Source organism: Pseudoalteromonas sp. MER144-MNA-CIBAN-0113 (assembly GCF_040308965.1).
Classification (GTDB): Bacteria; Pseudomonadota; Gammaproteobacteria; order Enterobacterales; family Alteromonadaceae; genus Pseudoalteromonas; species Pseudoalteromonas tetraodonis.
On sequence record NZ_JBEOOG010000090.1, the window covers coordinates 1 to 15,663 of the forward strand.

Consider the following 15,663-nt stretch of genomic DNA (forward strand, 5'->3'; position numbering starts at 1 on the left):
ATATTCAAAGACTTGTGTATAAGAGACAGACCTACATCCATGTAGGCAACAAAGAGTAAATCGCCCCTAGGCAGAACTCTTCGGGCAGGCCTGTTTGGCATTGATGCTGCGTTATCGCCTATTTATGGGGAATAACCACACCACATAGGCTCTGCCTTGCTTAAATACCAAACAGATTGCTGCAAATTTAACCTTGAAGGGTCAACAGACCCTAATCTTATATTTACTTTTAAGATTGCTTTTTGAACTCAATTTGCTTTTCAATCGCTTGCTTTTGACCTCAGTTATAGAATTCATTGGAGTTGCTTTTTATCGAGTGGTAGCATTGCTTTAATTAGCAAAGCGAAGACGTCATTATGAATAACTTACCAGATTACGAAAAAGCCCAACTTCTTTTAGAGAAAAACGAAATATTTGTATCACCCGCAGAAGCGCATGGCGTTATTAGCGGCTTACTTGCTTGTGGGCTAAGCATTGACGATAAAGAATACTTAGGCTTACTGAGCGACGTATTTAATGATGGCGAGTCGTTTAGCAACGATTTAAAACAGTTTTTTGGCCAAATTTATCAACAAGTGGTTGAAAGTTTTAATAACGAAGAGTTTCAATTTGACTTGTTTTTACCTAGTGATGACGAAACACTCATCGATCAGGCCAACGGGCTCGTATCATGGGTAGCTGGGTTTATGTTGGGTTTTGGCTTAAAGCAAAAAGATTATGGCAAGCTGTCGGCAGATGTAAAAGAAGTGATCAGCGACTTTAGCGAGATTACACGCCTAGATACAACCTTTGAAGAAACCGAAGAAGATAGCCAAGCACTGCATGAAGTGATTGAGTACGTCCGCGTATCGGCGCTATTGTGTTTTGCTGAGCTAGGCAAAGAGCAAAATCCACAAAGCAATAAAAAAACACTGCATTAATTGAGCAACACAATAAAAATAATGGGTTAGTTATTAATGGTTGAAATACAAAAGTCAGAGTTTAAAGCGCGCCGCGAGCGTTTATTGGCGGCAATGGATAATAACAGTATTGCTATAATTCCCGCAGCAACAGAACTCACGCGCAGCCGTGATACTCATTATCCCTTTCGACAAGACAGTGACTTTTTTTACTTAACTGGTTTTAACGAACCCGATGCCGTGTTGGTGCTTTGCAAAAACAGTGATACACCCTCACTATTATTTTGTTTAGATAAAGACAAACTTGCAGAGGTATGGCACGGCAGACGCATTGGTTTTGAAAAAGCACAAAGCGAATACTTATTCGACAAAACTTATGCACTTAGTGAGCTAAATGAACAATTATTGAATTTGGTGAACGGCCAACAGATTTTATTTTATGCACAAGGGACGTATCCTGCCTTCGACGGCAAAGTCTTTTCAATGCTCAATACTTTGCGTAGTGCCCCCAAAAAAGGCGATACAGCACCGAGTACCCTTAAAGATATTCGTCCGCTATTACACGAGATGCGCCTATTTAAATCGCCAAGTGAAATTAACATTATGCGTGAAGGCTGTGAAATAAGTGCCCGAGCACACATGCGTGCCATGCGCTTTTCCCACGTTGGCGCAACCGAGTTTCAATTAGAGGCAGAGCTTCATCATCACTATGCAATGAACGGTGCGCCATATCCAGCTTATGGCACTATTGTCGGTAGTGGCGATAACGCTAATATTTTGCACTACACCCAAAACAGCGATGTATTAAACAATGGCGACCTAGTGCTGATTGATTCAGGTTGTGAGCTACAAGGTTACGCAGCCGACATTACCCGTACTTTCCCCGTTAACGGTAAATTTAGCACTGAGCAAGCTGCGCTTTATAATATTGTACTCAAAGCGCAAGAAGTCGCTTTTAGCGAAGTAAAGCCCGGTGGCTACTTATCGCAGGCTAATAAATTAGCTATGCAAGTGCTAACCCAAGGGTTACTCGATTTAGGTATTTTAACCGGCGATTTTGATGAGCTAATGGCGCAAGGTGCCTGTAAAGAATATTACATGCATGGTCTTGGTCATTGGTTAGGACTCGATGTTCACGATGTGGGCGATTACAAGGTTAATAACCAAGAGCGTGCTTTTGAACCTGGTATGGTACTGACCATTGAACCTGGGCTTTATATTAGTAAAGATTCAAACGCACCCAAAAAATACCAAGGCATAGGTATTCGTATTGAAGATAACTTATTAGTAACTGAGTCTGGTCACGAAAACTTAACGATTACCGTGCCTAAAAAAATTAGCGAAATAGAAGCGTTAATGCAAAGCGCTAAAAACGCATAAGCTTGGAGATAAAAGTGGCTAAGCAGTTTGATGTTGTAATTATTGGCGGTGGTTTAGTGGGCGCAAGTTGCGCACTGAGTATAAGTAAAAAAAATCCCAGCCTACATATTGCCGTGGTTGAAGCAAACCAAGTAACCACAGATTATCACCCAAGTTTTGACGACAGAAGCATCGCACTTGCACAGCAGTCGGTGGAGTATTTACAAAGCCTCAATTTGTTTGAAATAAACGCTCCCTATGCGGCGGCCATAAAAAAAGTCAGTGTGTCAGACAAAGGGCACTTTGGTAAAACCCACATACAGTGTGATGAATTTGCAAAACCCTCATTAGGCTATGTGGTAGAGGTAAACCCATTTGGCAGAGCGCTGCATCAACGTTTAACGCAATCAAATATATCGCTTTTTTGCCCTAATAGCGTAACGGCGATAAAACAAAATGCCGAAAGTAATGAACTTACATTACAAAGTAATGAAAAACTAAGCGCTAAGCTGTTAGTGATTGCCGACGGTGCACAATCGCCAACCCGTCACTTACTAGGCTTAGGTTTTAATGCCCAGCCTTATGAACAAGGCGCGATTATTGCCAATATAGAAGTAGCTGGTGGACATAACCATCATGCGTTTGAGCGTTTTACCCAAAACGGCCCAATGGCCTTATTACCCATGAGTAATAACCGTTATTCGTTAGTATGGTGTATGCGTCAAGAGCATATTGAGCAGCATATGGCATTAACTGAGTCAGACTTTTTAAGCGTACTGCAAACCACCTTTGGTTATCGTGCAGGGCAATTTATAAAAGTCGGTATGCGCGCCAGTTATCCGCTGGTTTATGGGCAAATCGAATCGTTGACGGCGCACCGTACTGTGGTAATAGGTAACGCGGCACACGCCATTCACCCAATTGCAGGTCAAGGCTTTAATTTAGGGCTGCGCGACGTACAAGTGCTTAGTAACTTAATAGCAAACAGTGAACATGATTTAGGGAGTTATGCCTTTACTCGTCAATATTCAATTAAGCGCAGTGATGATATAAACACCGTGATGACATTGACCGATGCCTTGGTTCGACTTTTTTCAAACTCATCACGGGTGTTAGCGCTTGGTCGTAGTATTGGGCTATTTTCAATGGATTTATTCCCCGCATTTAAAGCCCCATTGACTAAACAGTTAATGGGACAAGTTAAACAAGGTACACGTTTATGAAACAAGTACAGGTTTGTATAGTGGGTGGTGGCTGCGTAGGTTTAACGCTGGCGCTAGGGCTTGCTAAAGCGAATATCAGTGTTGTTGTGTTAGATGCAGCGCCAACTCAAGCTCCACCGAGCGATGACTATGGTTTACGTGTAAGCGCATTGAGTATTGCCAGCCAAACTTTGCTCGAGCAGTTAAATGTATGGCCACACATAATAGCTGAGCGTGCTTGTGCTTATACGCACATGGATGTACGCGATGCCGACAGCTTTGGAAAAATAACCTTTAATAACGAGCAACTTGAGCTTGAGCATTTAGGGCACATTGTTGAAAACGATATTATTCGCTTTGCGCTAATAAAAGAGCTTGAGCAACAAAGTAATGCCACAGTGATGTTTGATACTGAGTATCAGCAAATACATCAAAGTGAGTCTGACGTATTTATTAATTTAAAAACTGGCGAACCTATTATTGCTAAGTTGCTGGTGGCGGCCGATGGCGCAAATTCAGCGATTCGTAAACAGTTTAATATGGCGCTGAGCTTTAAAGATTACGATCACCATGCGTTAGTAGCGACAGTTAAAACCAAAGAGTCACACGCAAATACCGCACGCCAAGTGTTTTTACCAACCGGGCCACTAGCGTTTTTACCACTAAGCGATGAGCATACTCATTCAATTGTGTGGTCAACCAGCCCGAATCATTGTGATGAATTGTTAGCAATGGACGACACTACTTTTAACAAAGCAGTAATGGCTGCAATAGATGGGCAGTGCGGTTTATGTGAAGTGCAAAGTAAGCGCGTCGCGTTCCCTCTTAAAATGCGTTACGCCCAACAATGGGTTAATGGCAAGGTGGTGTTAATGGGCGATGCAGCGCATACCATTCATCCATTGGCAGGGCTGGGTATGAATCTGGGCCTAAAAGACGCCGCTTATTTAATTGAGCTACTAAGTCAAGACGCCAAAGAATTTGCCAGTACACGAACACTGCGTGATTACGAACGTACTCGCAAGCTCGACGCACAAAAACACATCGCCATGATGCAAGGGCTAAAAGAGTTATTTGAAGGTGCCAATCCAGTTAAAAAGCTGATTCGGGGAGTAGGGCTTTCACTCGTTGATAACCTAGGCCCAATCAAACACCTATTCGCCAAAGAAGCGATAGGGAAGTGATAAAGACAAGCGGTCAGTTTCTAGCTGTCAGCTTTCAGTAAAATAAAAACCGATGTTTAGTTTAAGCATCGGTTTTTTTATAGGCTAATGCTTTCTTTAGTGTATGCGTACAGCTTGCTGACACGACAAGCGAAGCTCGTAATGCTTTAAATTAATGAGCTACAAATTCTCTTTTGCTTCATTCACCATATCTTGTAGTGCATCGATTAACAATGGGTCACGCGAGTTCTGTTTAGCAAGTTCTAGTGCGTGTTTCATACTAGTGAATGCCTCTTTGAACTGTTTATTAGCAGTGTAGCCTTGCGATAATCGCATGTGAGAGTAAGCAGCATTAGGGTAATCGTTAGTAAAGTGTTTTAGTGTTGAAATAGCTTTTTTAGTGTTACCAAACTCTTGCTGGCTGTGGGCAAATTCTACGTACACATCTTGTGGAATTTTAAGCTCAAATCCGTACTTATCACTAAGTGCTTGGTAGTAACCGGTAATCAATGATACATCCGCAAATTTTCCGTGCTCGTCAGTCACTTTAAATATTAGGTCGCTAAATAAGTGAATTAGGCTATCGCTAAGTGCTGGAAGTATGGTGCCCATATGAGTAAAAGTAGGATAATGCTTATATTTCCATTTTAGCTGCGTGGGCATTTGTTGCTCTAAATTTACTAAAGTATTTAATACGCCGGTATAAAAGCGTGCGCCTTCACTTGCAACACTAATAAATAACGCTTGAGCGCCTTTGGGGTTTTTAGTGTATTTAATAATATTACTTTTTAACTCTTCATCACTCCACCAACTATTTGGGCTTATAGCGATGTAGTTGTTAAATAATGCCGGTTGATTAACTAAAGTATAAAGCGCTAATGTACCAGCATTAGAATGACCAATTAAGGTGTTGTAACCATTAGTTGGGTAGTTGCTATTTATATAGGGCATGAGCTCATCAGACACAAACTTTAAAAAATTATCGGTTTGCCCTGCGTCAGGCCATTTATTTTTAACAAAGGTTTGAAACTCCGTTTTAGGCTCACCTTGTACTTTAGGTAAGTAATCACGAACACGGTTGGTTGTATCAATAGCAACAAGCATTGCATTAGGTATCTGCTCGTAATCAACAAGGGATTTTATAACGCCAGACGCCGTATGAAAGTGCTCAACACCATCAAGTAAATAAATAACATAGAGCGGCTGATCGTCTTTTACATTGTCAGGTATGAATATTCTGATAGGTCTGTCTTCGTTAAGTATTTTTGATTGTAGAATGACTTTTTTACCAACGGTTATGTCGGTTGTAGCGGTGTCTGCATAGCTTAAAACAGGTGTACTAAAAGTAACTATTAACACAAGCGATAGTAAAAGCTTCATAAATATCCTTATTAAATAATGTGTTGCTCAATAATTGCACGGCTTTAGGTTTGAGTAAATGTTTATATTTTAGAAGCAAATGTAGAGCTTAAATAATTTAAAGCTATGCTTTTCAAGCTCGGCGTCTACCACAAAAAATTTAAACACTTATCTTTATTTTACTTATTGATATAAAGGGAGCATCCAATAATCTCTTCCCGAACCCCGAACCCCGAACCCCGAACCCTTTAACGCTTATCTATTAAAGCTTAAAAACCTGCTTGCTTAATTATCCTACTAAGCGTAAAATGCGCGCTCATTTCGGCTTTTAAACTATTAATTCCTTGCCTTAAACCGACCGGCCGAAACGGTAGAAGGCTCTATTAACCGTAAGGAATATCCATGCGTCATTACGAAATCGTATTCATGGTTCACCCTGATCAGAGTGAGCAAGTATCTGGTATGATCGAACGTTATACTGGTTCTATCACTGAAGCAGGTGGTACTATCCACCGTCTTGAAGACTGGGGCCGTCGTCAACTGGCTTACCCAATCAACAAGCTTCATAAAGCTCATTATGTTCTTATGAACGTTGAAGCACCAACTGAAGTAATCAGCGAGCTAGAAACTACTTTCCGCTACAACGATGCAGTGCTTCGTAACTTAGTTATGCGTACTAAAAACGCTGTAACTGAAGCGTCTCCTCTTGTAAGAGAAGAGAAGAAAGAAGCACCAGCTGCTTAATTGTTTTGAGTCCTAGCATGGCACGTAGTCAGCAGTTACTATAATGGTTAGCCCATATACGAATCAGCTGGTTATATCGGGGGTTGTTTGTAAAACACCCAAGTTTAGCCAAAGCCCCGCGGGCATACCGCATTGTATTTTTGTTGTAGAACATAAATCAATGCAAGTTGAAGCAGATCTTAACCGTAATAGTTATGTGAGGCTTCAGGTGGTTGCCAGTGGTAAGCAAATGCAACAACAGACTCAACATTTGCACGTTGGGCAGGCATTGCAAGTGAGTGGTTTTTTAAATCGCCACGAAGGTCGTAACGGCCTTAGCCAATTGGTTTTGCATGCTCAGCATATAGAAAGAATTATTTGAGGAATTAATCTCATGGCACGTTATTTCAGACGTCGTAAGTTCTGCCGCTTTAAAGCGGAAGGCGTACAACAAATCGATTACAAAGATCTAGCTACTCTTAGAAACTATGTTACAGAAAGTGGCAAAATCGTACCTAGCCGTATCACAGGTACTAGCGCTAAATACCAGCGCCAGCTAGCAACTGCTATTAAGCGTGCTCGCTACTTAGCCCTTCTTCCATACACTGACTTACATAAGTAAGCAGCGGATTAACACGTTTTTAAAAGGTGTAGAAACATGCAAGTTATTCTACTAGATAAGATCGCTAACCTAGGTGGCCTAGGTGACCAGGTTGTTGTTAAATCTGGCTTCGCACGTAACTTCCTTTTCCCACAAGGTAAGGCAGTTCCTGCAACTAAAGCAAACATTGAAACGTTTGACGCACGTCGCGCAGAACTAGAAGCAAAAATCGCTGAACAGTTAACTGCAGCACAAGCACGCGCTGACAAACTTGAAGCATTAGCAGAAGTTACATTAGTATCTAAAGCTGGTGACGAAGGTAAATTATTCGGTTCAATCGGTACTCGTGACATCGCTGACGCTATCTCAGCTGTTGGTGTTGAAGTTGCTAAATCAGAAGTTCGTTTACCTCTAGGTACTATCCGTGAGACTGGCGAATTTGACGTTGCAATCGCAGTACACTCAGACGTAACAGCTACTATTAAAGTAATCGTTATTGCTGAAGCTTAATTTTAAATATTAAGCTAAAAAAACCGTGCTTTGCACGGTTTTTTTGTGTCTAAAATTTATAACCCAAAGTAATAAATTGTTTGTTGTGGGTAAAATCAAACACATCTTTAAAATAAAGCTTCATTTTCTACAAATATTTTCTATTTCATTTAAACCTTTCTATTTCTTCTCACGTCTAATAAGTTAAATTGCAATTACATAATTATAAACAGGAAAAATTTGCGATGTTAATGGACGCTAATCAGCCAATAACTGATCAAGTGCAGCAAATGCTTATTGATCAAGTTAAAAACGGCGACCAGTTAGCCTATAAAGCGCTCTATGACATGCATAAAGCAAAAGTTTATGGCTTATGCCTGAGGCTAATAGCCGATGAGGGGCATGCGCAAGATGCAACCCAAGAAGTATTTGTACAGGTATGGCACAAAATAGCGCAATTTGATGGGCGTTCGCAATTTTCTACCTGGCTTTACAGTGTCACCAGTAATATTGCTATTAGCTATGTGCGTAAGCAAAAACATTGGCTTAATAAAGTTATTAGCTTTGAACAAAGCGGTATGGATGAGCAATCTGCAAATGACTGCAATGGCTTAAATGGCTTAGATAAATTAATCGTTAGGCTGCCTGAGCGCGCAAGAATGGTATTTGTACTGTATGCCGTTGAAGGTTATAGGCATGAAGAAATAGCAACCTTGCTAGGTATGGCGGTAGGCTCTAGTAAGGCGCAATATCATCGTGCAAGGCAATTATTAAAACAGTGGTACGAAAATGAGTAAAACAAATTTTGATGACTACTTAAATGAGTCGCTAACACAGTTAAATAAAAATATAACACCCGATAAAGAGCTGTGGGATGGGATTGAGCGCGCCATAATGACTAATAAGCAGACAAGTAAAGTTAATAGTGTAGTTTGGCCGAAGCTAACTGCTATTGCAGCATGTTGTGTGGCTGCTTTGGTTAGCACTATGCTGTTTTTTACATCTCCAGAGACAAATACCGCTGTGGCGATGAGTGAGTTTTTTACTAAACAAAAACAAAGTTTACTTGTTCAATACCAAAGCCAAGCGGCACTAACAGATAACTGGCAAGTGCAGCTACAAGAACTTGAAGATGCTGAGCAGGCTATAAAGCAAACACTTGAAAATGAACCACAAAATAAGGCGCTACTGTCTATGTTAGCGCAAGTATATCAACAACAACTCGACTTAATTAACAAGGTGCATGCACCGCGTTGGCAACAAATCTAGGAGAAATAAATGAAAGCAATAATACTTGGAATCGCTTTACTACCAATGGCTGTATTTGCCGGTGAAAAAATAGAACAACAAATTGAAGTGCCAAACGGTGGCGTTATTCATATAGAAAATCAGCGCGGTAATGTAAATATAATGGGCTGGGAGAAAAATCAATTTAAAGTGAGCGGCGAGCTTGATGATAAAGCAAAAGGCTACACTCTTAAAACACAAGGTAATAAAACTCAGTTTATTGTCAAAATGCCTGATCTTTCAAATTGGGATAATAACAATAATGGCTCAACGCTAACTATTTTCATGCCTCAAAGCAGTGCGCTGGAGTATGTTGGGGTTAACGCTTCAGTAACTGCAAAAGAGTTAAAAAGAGGCACTGAAATTGATGTCGTCAATGGCGCCATTACAGTAAATGATCTTAACGGCGATATTAAGCTTACTAGTGTTAACGGTGACATCAACGCAAAAAACCTCAGTGGTAAAGTGCAATTTGAAACTGTAAATGGCGCAATTGATGATCAGCAATCTAACGGAGAAGTTCGTTTTAATGCGGTTAATGGGAATATAAAATCAAACTCGACTGCCAATGATATTCGCTTAGAAAATGTAAACGGTGATATCAATCTTACCTTCGATGCAATCAAAGAGTTACAAATAAGCACTGTAAATGGCGAAGTTGAAGTGCGTATTAATCGCCTTTTAAGTGATGCTGATGTAAGTTTTGAATCTGTAAGTGGCAATGCTGAGTTTTACTTTCCAGCTGATTTATCGGCACAATTTGAAGTGCAAGCCCATGCCGGCGGTAAAATTGACAACCAGCTAACGAGCGACCAAGTGCAAAAAGCCAAATATGGCCCAGCCAGTGGAATTAAGTTTAATACTAATGGCACCGATGCCAGTGTAGAAATGAATACCATAAGTGGGACGATTGGACTTAAGCGTCAATAATCATCCATTTTATTTTAAGTTACAAAAAGCAGGAAAGATTTCCTGCTTTGCTATTTGCACAGCCCCGCCAAGTCGATAGAATAGAGCCATTCAATTTTAGTACTGTGAAGTTATGGCCAAACCAGATAAGCAAGTCGACACTCTTAAAGTTCCTCCCCATTCAATAGAAGCTGAACAATCTGTTTTAGGTGGTTTAATGCTTGATAATCAAGCATTTGATCGCGTAGCTGAACTTGTTGTGTCACAGGACTTTTATACCCGTACCCATAAGCTTATTTTTGAGGCAATGACAGCACTGGCTGAAATTGGCGATCCGATTGATTTAATTACTATTTCTGAAAGTTTAGAAAAAAATAATCAGCTTTCAGGGATTGGCGGCTTTGCGTATTTAGCCGAAATAGCTAAAAACACCCCAAGTGCTGCTAATATTGATGCTTACGCTAGCATTGTACGCGAGCGTGCAGTTGTGCGTGAAATGATTGGTGTCGCCAATGAAATTGCTGAGGCAGGCTTTAACCCAGAAGGGCGCACAAGTCACGATTTACTCGACTTTGCTGAGAGCAAAGTATTTAAAATTGCTGAGCAACGTACAAAAAGTAGTGATGGCCCGCAAAGCATTCACAATATACTTGAAAAAACCGTTGATAAAATAGAAGAGCTTTATCAGTCACCACAAGATGGTGTTACCGGTGTAAGCACAGGTTACGCTGATTTAGATAAAATGACGACTGGTCTGCAGCCCTCAGATTTAATTATTGTAGCAGCACGTCCATCGATGGGTAAAACTACCTTTGCGATGAACCTTGCTGAGCATGCAGCAATGACCCAAGACAAGCCTGTACTTATCTACTCACTAGAGATGCCCTCTGAACAAATTATGATGAGGATGCTGGCGTCCCTTGGCCGAATTAACCAAACCAAAGTACGTACTGGTCAGCTAGATGACGATGACTGGGCGCGCCTTTCATCAACCATGGGGTTACTCATGGAAAAAGGCAAAATGTATGTTGATGACGCCTCAGGCTTAACACCCACTGATGTACGTTCACGTGCACGTCGTATTGCCCGCGATCATGGTGGTATTAGTATGATCATGGTCGATTACCTACAATTAATGCGCGTACCTAGCTTGTCAGATAATCGTACCTTAGAAATTGCCGAAATTTCACGTTCACTTAAAGCATTAGCAAAAGAATTACAGTGTCCGGTTGTTGCACTATCGCAGCTTAACCGTACCCTAGAGCAACGTGCTGATAAACGCCCAATTAACTCAGATTTGCGTGAGTCGGGCTCTATTGAGCAAGATGCCGATTTAATCATGTTTATTTATCGTGACGAAGTATACAACGAAGACAGTACTGATAAAGGTGTTGCAGAAATTATCATCGGTAAACAGCGTAACGGTCCGATTGGTAAAGTGCGCCTAACCTTCCAAGGTCAATTCTCTCGCTTTGATAATTACGCGGGGCCTGCTGTAGATGATGATTACTAATGCGCTTAGCTATTGCCGAAATTAACTTACAAGCACTTGCTCATAATTTAGCGCAAGTGCGACAGTTTGCGCCTAACAGTAAAGTTATGGCGGTATTAAAAGCCAATGCTTATGGCCATGGTTTAGTTAAAATAGCGCAGCACCTTAATGATGCCGACGCATTTGCAGTGGCACGAATAGATGAAGCGCTCGCACTGCGAGCAGGCGGGCTGACCAAGCCTATTGTGTTGTTGGAAGGTTTTTTCCATCAAGATGACTTGCCGATTTTATTAGCCAATAACTTTCAAACCATAATCCATGATGAAAACCAGCTCAGAGCACTTGAAAATGCAAAGCTCGATGCACCAATCAGTTGCTGGTTAAAAATCAATACGGGTATGCATCGTTTAGGGGTTGCACCAACGCAATTGAATGATTTTTATCAGCGCTTGCAAGCGACTAATAACGCTAAAGATACAATCAATTTAATGACGCACTTTTCCAGTGCCGATGATGTTAATGATCCCAAAACAGCTGATCAAATTGCTTTGTTTGATTCATTAGTGCAAGGCAAACAACAAGCACATTGTTTAGCAAATTCGGCCGGTATTATTGCTTGGCCTGCCGGTCATGGCGAGTGGGTGCGTCCAGGCTTGATGATGTATGGTGTATCACCAATGCTTAACACTTCAGGCAAAGATCATCAGCTTAAGCCGGTGATGCGCTTAACCACTAAGGTCATTGCAATTCGCGATGTTGATGCTGCGCAAGGTGTTGGTTATGGTGGCAGTTGGCAAAGTGCTCAGCCAACTAAGCTTGCAGTGGTTGCTATGGGCTATGGTGATGGTTATCCGCGTCATGCTAAACATGGTACCCCAGTAGTGATTGCTGGCAAACGTTATGGTATTGCTGGCAACATCTCTATGGATATGATCAGTGTTGATATTGGTGAAAATGCTGATGGCATCAAAGTCGGCGATGAGGTAGTAATGTGGGGGCCTGAGTTGCCGGTAGAAGAAATTGCACAATGTGCTGATACTATATCTTACGAGTTATTGTGTAATATTACACCGCGCGTAAGTTATGAGTACCAGCGCTAATATTTATTTTAAAAATACCCATTAAGTTTACATTGCTAGAATGATCGTGATGCTCACTTAATCGGTATCGTTACTCTTTTATAAAGTAAATATCGCTAAAGCCCATGCGAGCAAATTCTTGATCACGAAAGTTACGCACTGCCGATGACCCTTTAGAGGTCATTTCAATTTGGCGTACCATGTTTAAGTAGTTAGTTAAATCGATACCTTCGGCAGCCGCAATAGCCTGATACATATCGTGGTATTTATCTTTGGCGAAGTTAATTTCGCGCGGTTGATTTTTAAAAGTGTAGGTAATTCTGCGTGCCATAATGAGCTCATTTAAATTGAGTGTTAGTGTAATTTTACACTGTATTTAAGTTGCGTTGAATGATTAGTTGAAATCAAATAATTAAAAAGGTGAGTTTGAAATGAAATTATCAGTAGAGATCAGTAAATACCCGCTCCACCAAGATTACATTCCTTTTATTAAAGGCTTTATCGACAGAGTTAATGCCTACGAAGAACTCAAAGTGATCACTAATACTATGTCGACCCAAATATTTGGTGATTATGACCTAGTTATGCAAGTGATCAGCACAGAAATTAAACATTCATATGAGCAATTTGGTAAAGCTATATTTGTGTGTAAATTTATTTCGGGCGATTTATCTCCCGAATAACCTCTTAACAAACACGGTCGTTTTATAATGATGGATTTTGTAACGCAAATACTCAGTGGTTTTACTGCTATGTCGCATTGGGAATATATTGCGGTTGCTTTGTCGATGGCGTATTTATTACTGGCCATTAAAGAGAACTTATGGTGCTGGCCTGCGGCTTTTTTTAGTACGCTTATTTATACCATTATGTATTGGAATGGCGCGCTGCTAATGGAGTCGTTACTAAACTTTTATTATATGTATATGGCGGTGTTTGGTTGGGTCGTGTGGCGCAAAGGCAAGGCTAATCAAGCGCAGCGACTAATTACATCCTGGCCGGTAAACCGACATATTATTTTAATTGCACTAACCACATTAGCGTCATTAGCGATTGGTTATGTAATGCAAAATTATACGCATGCAGATTTTGCTTACCTTGATAGTTTCACAACCTGCTTTGCTGTGGTTACTACGTATCTGGTAGCTAAAAAAGTACTAGAAAATTGGCTGTATTGGATAGTCATTGATGCAGCCTCTATGTATTTGTACTACGAAAAAGGCTATTACCCAACCCTTGTTTTATTTGTATTTTATACCGTTATGGCAGTATGGGGATTTAAAACGTGGTACGAAGAATACGAGCAAAGCCAAGCCAAGCCCATGGCGCAACTTTAATCTATGAACCCGCATTCTCAGTTAGTTAATATTTGCAGCGCGTTTTTAGTACCGAGCACAATAACCTCAACAGAGTATTTGGTTAACGGTTTAAGCAACGATAACTTTTTGATCCGTACTGACAACCAAGCTTATTTATTAAAGTGTTATAAAGCGTATTGGCCAAAAATAGGGCTGCATGCTCAGTATGAGCTCAGTAAACAACAAGTTTGCCCTGCTCCCATATGGCTCGATAAGCAAAATAAGCGTGCAGCTTTTAACTATATTGATGGCGACGTCGCTCAGTCTTATTTGGCGATGCCGCTACTGACTAAACTTGTTAAAGTACATGCGCATACAGCTAATAATGAGGCAATGAATGTAGCTTTGGAATTGCAAGCTTATCAGCATTTATTAGTGTTTAAACAGTATGAAAAGCTCATAAACAAGACATTAAAAAGCATAGCCAACATGCCCGTAGATAGCGGCTTTTGCCATAACGACTTAGTCAAAGAAAATATCGTGGTAAACCCGCAAGGCGTTTATTTAATCGATTTTGAGTATGCTCAAACAAATGATGTATATTTTGATCTTGCTGCGTTAGCAGTTAGTTTTAAATTAGATGCTTCAGGCAAGCAGGCTCTGCTTAACAATTACAAAACGCAAACCCTATCAAAACAATTTTATTTATCTATGCACAAACTCAATTGCTATCAGTTAGTTTATTTACTGTTATGTATAGGTTGGTATGAGCAACGCGCTATAAACAATCAGGTTGTTGTATTGCGCGCGCAACTGGATGAGCTTATAGGTTCAATGGAGGGTTAAAGCCCGCCAAAGCGTTCCGCTAGCTCTTTGTATTTTGCTACTTCATCAGCGTCAAATTGCATTTCGCCGTTATCATCTTCTGATTTAGCGATTAATAGGCTTTCTCGAGCAAGGCGTTTAACGCGCTCTGCTTTTACACCTAAAAATTCAGCAACTTGCTCTGTTGACATTAACTTCATAATTACTTCCTCGTGTTTAATCTTTCCGTTCAGTGACAATAATAGATAATATGTATCTAAAGCGTTACTGTTTTTTTATAGAATATAAACAAATAGCGCTTTTTTTACCTTTTGTGAAGTGATTAGTTTAAATTATAGACATGTAAACGAATCATGCTGGCATTTATACAAAGATGCCTTTATTATTGCGCATGCTAAAGCATTGATATCGCGAGTTGATGTGGCGGCAACAAATGTGCTCTCGTGGTGAAATGGATATCACGTGGCCCTCCGGAGGCTAAGTTGCAGGTTCGATCCCTGCCGAGAGCGCCATTTGGTCCCTTTCCTTTATTGATAGTATCTACTAACATATCAAAAATGGTGACCTGAGTGTGACCAACTTAAAACTATTTTAATTTTTAGAGCTGTTAATTTCGTTACTTTTACATAATACAAGTTTATGGTGTATTTACATTTACGCATATCTACAGCCTTGTCCTTTCTAGCCATACTTCTCATCCTAAATATTTAATGACTTTGTTTTCTTAGTTGAAATATAGATTAACTTCAGACCTTATTTTTTTTCGTCAAATTATCAACAGGATCTACTTACACTGTTATGTGAATATAAAATATATTGTATACAATTATAGATTAATGTTATAAAAGTGTTTCTCTTACCGTTTGGATAGAGAAAACAACAATTATCAAAGGTAAATTATCACGGCTAGCGCATTTTAATCCCAGATTCTAACAGGGTTGAGCGATAATCATCGTCTAGCCCTGCCATTTTCTTTTT

The 15,663-nt window shown here is 40.3% G+C and carries 19 protein-coding genes and 1 tRNA gene; 17 read left to right on the top strand and 3 right to left on the bottom strand.

What is annotated here, in order from left to right; all coding sequences use genetic code 11:
• Window positions 1-356 precede the first annotated feature (356 nt).
• The 4 genes from AAEY57_RS16945 to AAEY57_RS16960 are packed head-to-tail and all read left to right on the top strand — an operon-like array spanning window position 357 to window position 4,644.
• Window positions 357-920, top strand: coding sequence for a UPF0149 family protein (locus AAEY57_RS16945; RefSeq protein WP_008110427.1), 564 nt, complete (start codon window positions 357-359; stop codon window positions 918-920).
• A 36-nt stretch (window positions 921-956) separates the two neighbouring features.
• Window positions 957-2,279 carry a Xaa-Pro aminopeptidase gene (pepP, locus tag AAEY57_RS16950; RefSeq protein ID WP_350608329.1) on the top strand — a complete coding sequence of 441 codons (1,323 nt, stop codon included), beginning with the start codon at window positions 957-959 and terminating at the stop codon, window positions 2,277-2,279.
• Between the two features lie 14 nt (window positions 2,280-2,293).
• The gene (gene ubiH / locus AAEY57_RS16955; protein WP_350608330.1) at window positions 2,294-3,481 is read left to right on the top strand and encodes a 2-octaprenyl-6-methoxyphenyl hydroxylase; all 1,188 of its coding nucleotides are present in this window, start codon (window positions 2,294-2,296) and stop codon (window positions 3,479-3,481) included.
• Complete coding sequence (locus AAEY57_RS16960) at window positions 3,478-4,644, top strand: FAD-dependent monooxygenase (protein WP_350608331.1); 1,167 nt, start codon at window positions 3,478-3,480, stop codon at window positions 4,642-4,644. The genes ubiH and AAEY57_RS16960 overlap by 4 nt, the downstream gene beginning before the upstream one ends.
• 159 nt (window positions 4,645-4,803) lie before the next feature.
• On the opposite strand, the gene AAEY57_RS16965 is transcribed toward AAEY57_RS16960, so the two are convergent.
• Window positions 4,804-6,003, bottom strand: coding sequence for an alpha/beta hydrolase-fold protein (locus AAEY57_RS16965; protein WP_350608332.1), 1,200 nt, complete (start codon window positions 6,001-6,003; stop codon window positions 4,804-4,806).
• A gap of 381 nt (window positions 6,004-6,384) precedes the next feature.
• On the opposite strand from AAEY57_RS16965, the gene rpsF reads away from it, so the two are divergent.
• From rpsF to alr, 9 genes are all read left to right on the top strand, one after another.
• On the top strand, window positions 6,385-6,726 hold the full coding sequence (rpsF, locus tag AAEY57_RS16970) for a 30S ribosomal protein S6 (protein ID WP_008110420.1): 342 nt from the start codon (window positions 6,385-6,387) through the stop codon (window positions 6,724-6,726).
• Between the two features lie 43 nt (window positions 6,727-6,769).
• On the top strand, window positions 6,770-7,087 hold the full coding sequence (gene priB / locus AAEY57_RS16975; protein ID WP_008466122.1) for a primosomal replication protein N: 318 nt from the start codon (window positions 6,770-6,772) through the stop codon (window positions 7,085-7,087).
• 12 nt (window positions 7,088-7,099) lie between these two features.
• Window positions 7,100-7,327 carry a 30S ribosomal protein S18 gene (rpsR, locus tag AAEY57_RS16980; RefSeq protein WP_002962753.1) on the top strand — a complete coding sequence of 76 codons (228 nt, stop codon included), beginning with the start codon at window positions 7,100-7,102 and terminating at the stop codon, window positions 7,325-7,327.
• Between the two features lie 36 nt (window positions 7,328-7,363).
• Window positions 7,364-7,816: a 50S ribosomal protein L9 gene (gene rplI / locus AAEY57_RS16985; RefSeq protein WP_008110407.1), complete on the top strand. Its 453-nt coding sequence runs from the start codon at window positions 7,364-7,366 to the stop codon at window positions 7,814-7,816.
• 224 nt (window positions 7,817-8,040) lie between these two features.
• Window positions 8,041-8,592 carry an RNA polymerase sigma factor gene (locus tag AAEY57_RS16990; protein ID WP_016900127.1) on the top strand — a complete coding sequence of 184 codons (552 nt, stop codon included), beginning with the start codon at window positions 8,041-8,043 and terminating at the stop codon, window positions 8,590-8,592.
• The gene (locus tag AAEY57_RS16995) at window positions 8,585-9,064 is read left to right on the top strand and encodes a hypothetical protein (RefSeq protein ID WP_350608333.1); all 480 of its coding nucleotides are present in this window, start codon (window positions 8,585-8,587) and stop codon (window positions 9,062-9,064) included. The genes AAEY57_RS16990 and AAEY57_RS16995 overlap by 8 nt, the downstream gene beginning before the upstream one ends.
• 9 nt (window positions 9,065-9,073) lie before the next feature.
• A complete protein-coding gene (locus AAEY57_RS17000; RefSeq protein WP_350608334.1) occupies window positions 9,074-10,012 on the top strand; it encodes a DUF4097 family beta strand repeat-containing protein in 939 nt (312 codons plus the stop codon).
• Between the two features lie 112 nt (window positions 10,013-10,124).
• Entirely contained in the window at window positions 10,125-11,504 is a 1,380-nt protein-coding gene (dnaB, locus tag AAEY57_RS17005; RefSeq protein WP_016900130.1) for a replicative DNA helicase, read from the top strand.
• Window positions 11,504-12,583 (top strand): alanine racemase, encoded by a 1,080-nt coding sequence (alr, locus tag AAEY57_RS17010; RefSeq protein WP_350608335.1) that lies wholly within the window; start codon window positions 11,504-11,506, stop codon window positions 12,581-12,583. The genes dnaB and alr overlap by 1 nt, the downstream gene beginning before the upstream one ends.
• Window positions 12,584-12,653: 70 nt before the next feature.
• On the opposite strand, the gene AAEY57_RS17015 is transcribed toward alr, so the two are convergent.
• A complete protein-coding gene (locus AAEY57_RS17015) occupies window positions 12,654-12,893 on the bottom strand; it encodes a DUF2960 domain-containing protein (RefSeq protein WP_004588463.1) in 240 nt (79 codons plus the stop codon).
• Between the two features lie 100 nt (window positions 12,894-12,993).
• Here AAEY57_RS17015 and AAEY57_RS17020 point away from each other — a divergent pair, with 100 nt between their 5' ends.
• The 3 genes from AAEY57_RS17020 to AAEY57_RS17030 are packed head-to-tail and all read left to right on the top strand — an operon-like array spanning window position 12,994 to window position 14,706.
• Window positions 12,994-13,245, top strand: coding sequence for a hypothetical protein (locus AAEY57_RS17020; protein ID WP_008110382.1), 252 nt, complete (start codon window positions 12,994-12,996; stop codon window positions 13,243-13,245).
• Between the two features lie 30 nt (window positions 13,246-13,275).
• Complete coding sequence (gene pnuC / locus AAEY57_RS17025; protein WP_350608337.1) at window positions 13,276-13,899, top strand: nicotinamide riboside transporter PnuC; 624 nt, start codon at window positions 13,276-13,278, stop codon at window positions 13,897-13,899.
• A gap of 3 nt (window positions 13,900-13,902) precedes the next feature.
• Window positions 13,903-14,706 (top strand): phosphotransferase, encoded by an 804-nt coding sequence (locus AAEY57_RS17030; protein ID WP_350608336.1) that lies wholly within the window; start codon window positions 13,903-13,905, stop codon window positions 14,704-14,706.
• Here AAEY57_RS17030 and AAEY57_RS17035 read toward each other — a convergent pair.
• Complete coding sequence (locus AAEY57_RS17035) at window positions 14,703-14,885, bottom strand: hypothetical protein (protein ID WP_008110377.1); 183 nt, start codon at window positions 14,883-14,885, stop codon at window positions 14,703-14,705. The two genes, AAEY57_RS17030 and AAEY57_RS17035, sit on opposite strands and share 4 nt — an antisense overlap.
• Window positions 14,886-15,122: 237 nt before the next feature.
• Between AAEY57_RS17035 and AAEY57_RS17040 the strand changes: the two genes are divergently transcribed.
• A tRNA-Arg gene (locus AAEY57_RS17040) sits at window positions 15,123-15,197 on the top strand.
• Window positions 15,198-15,663 lie beyond the last annotated feature (466 nt).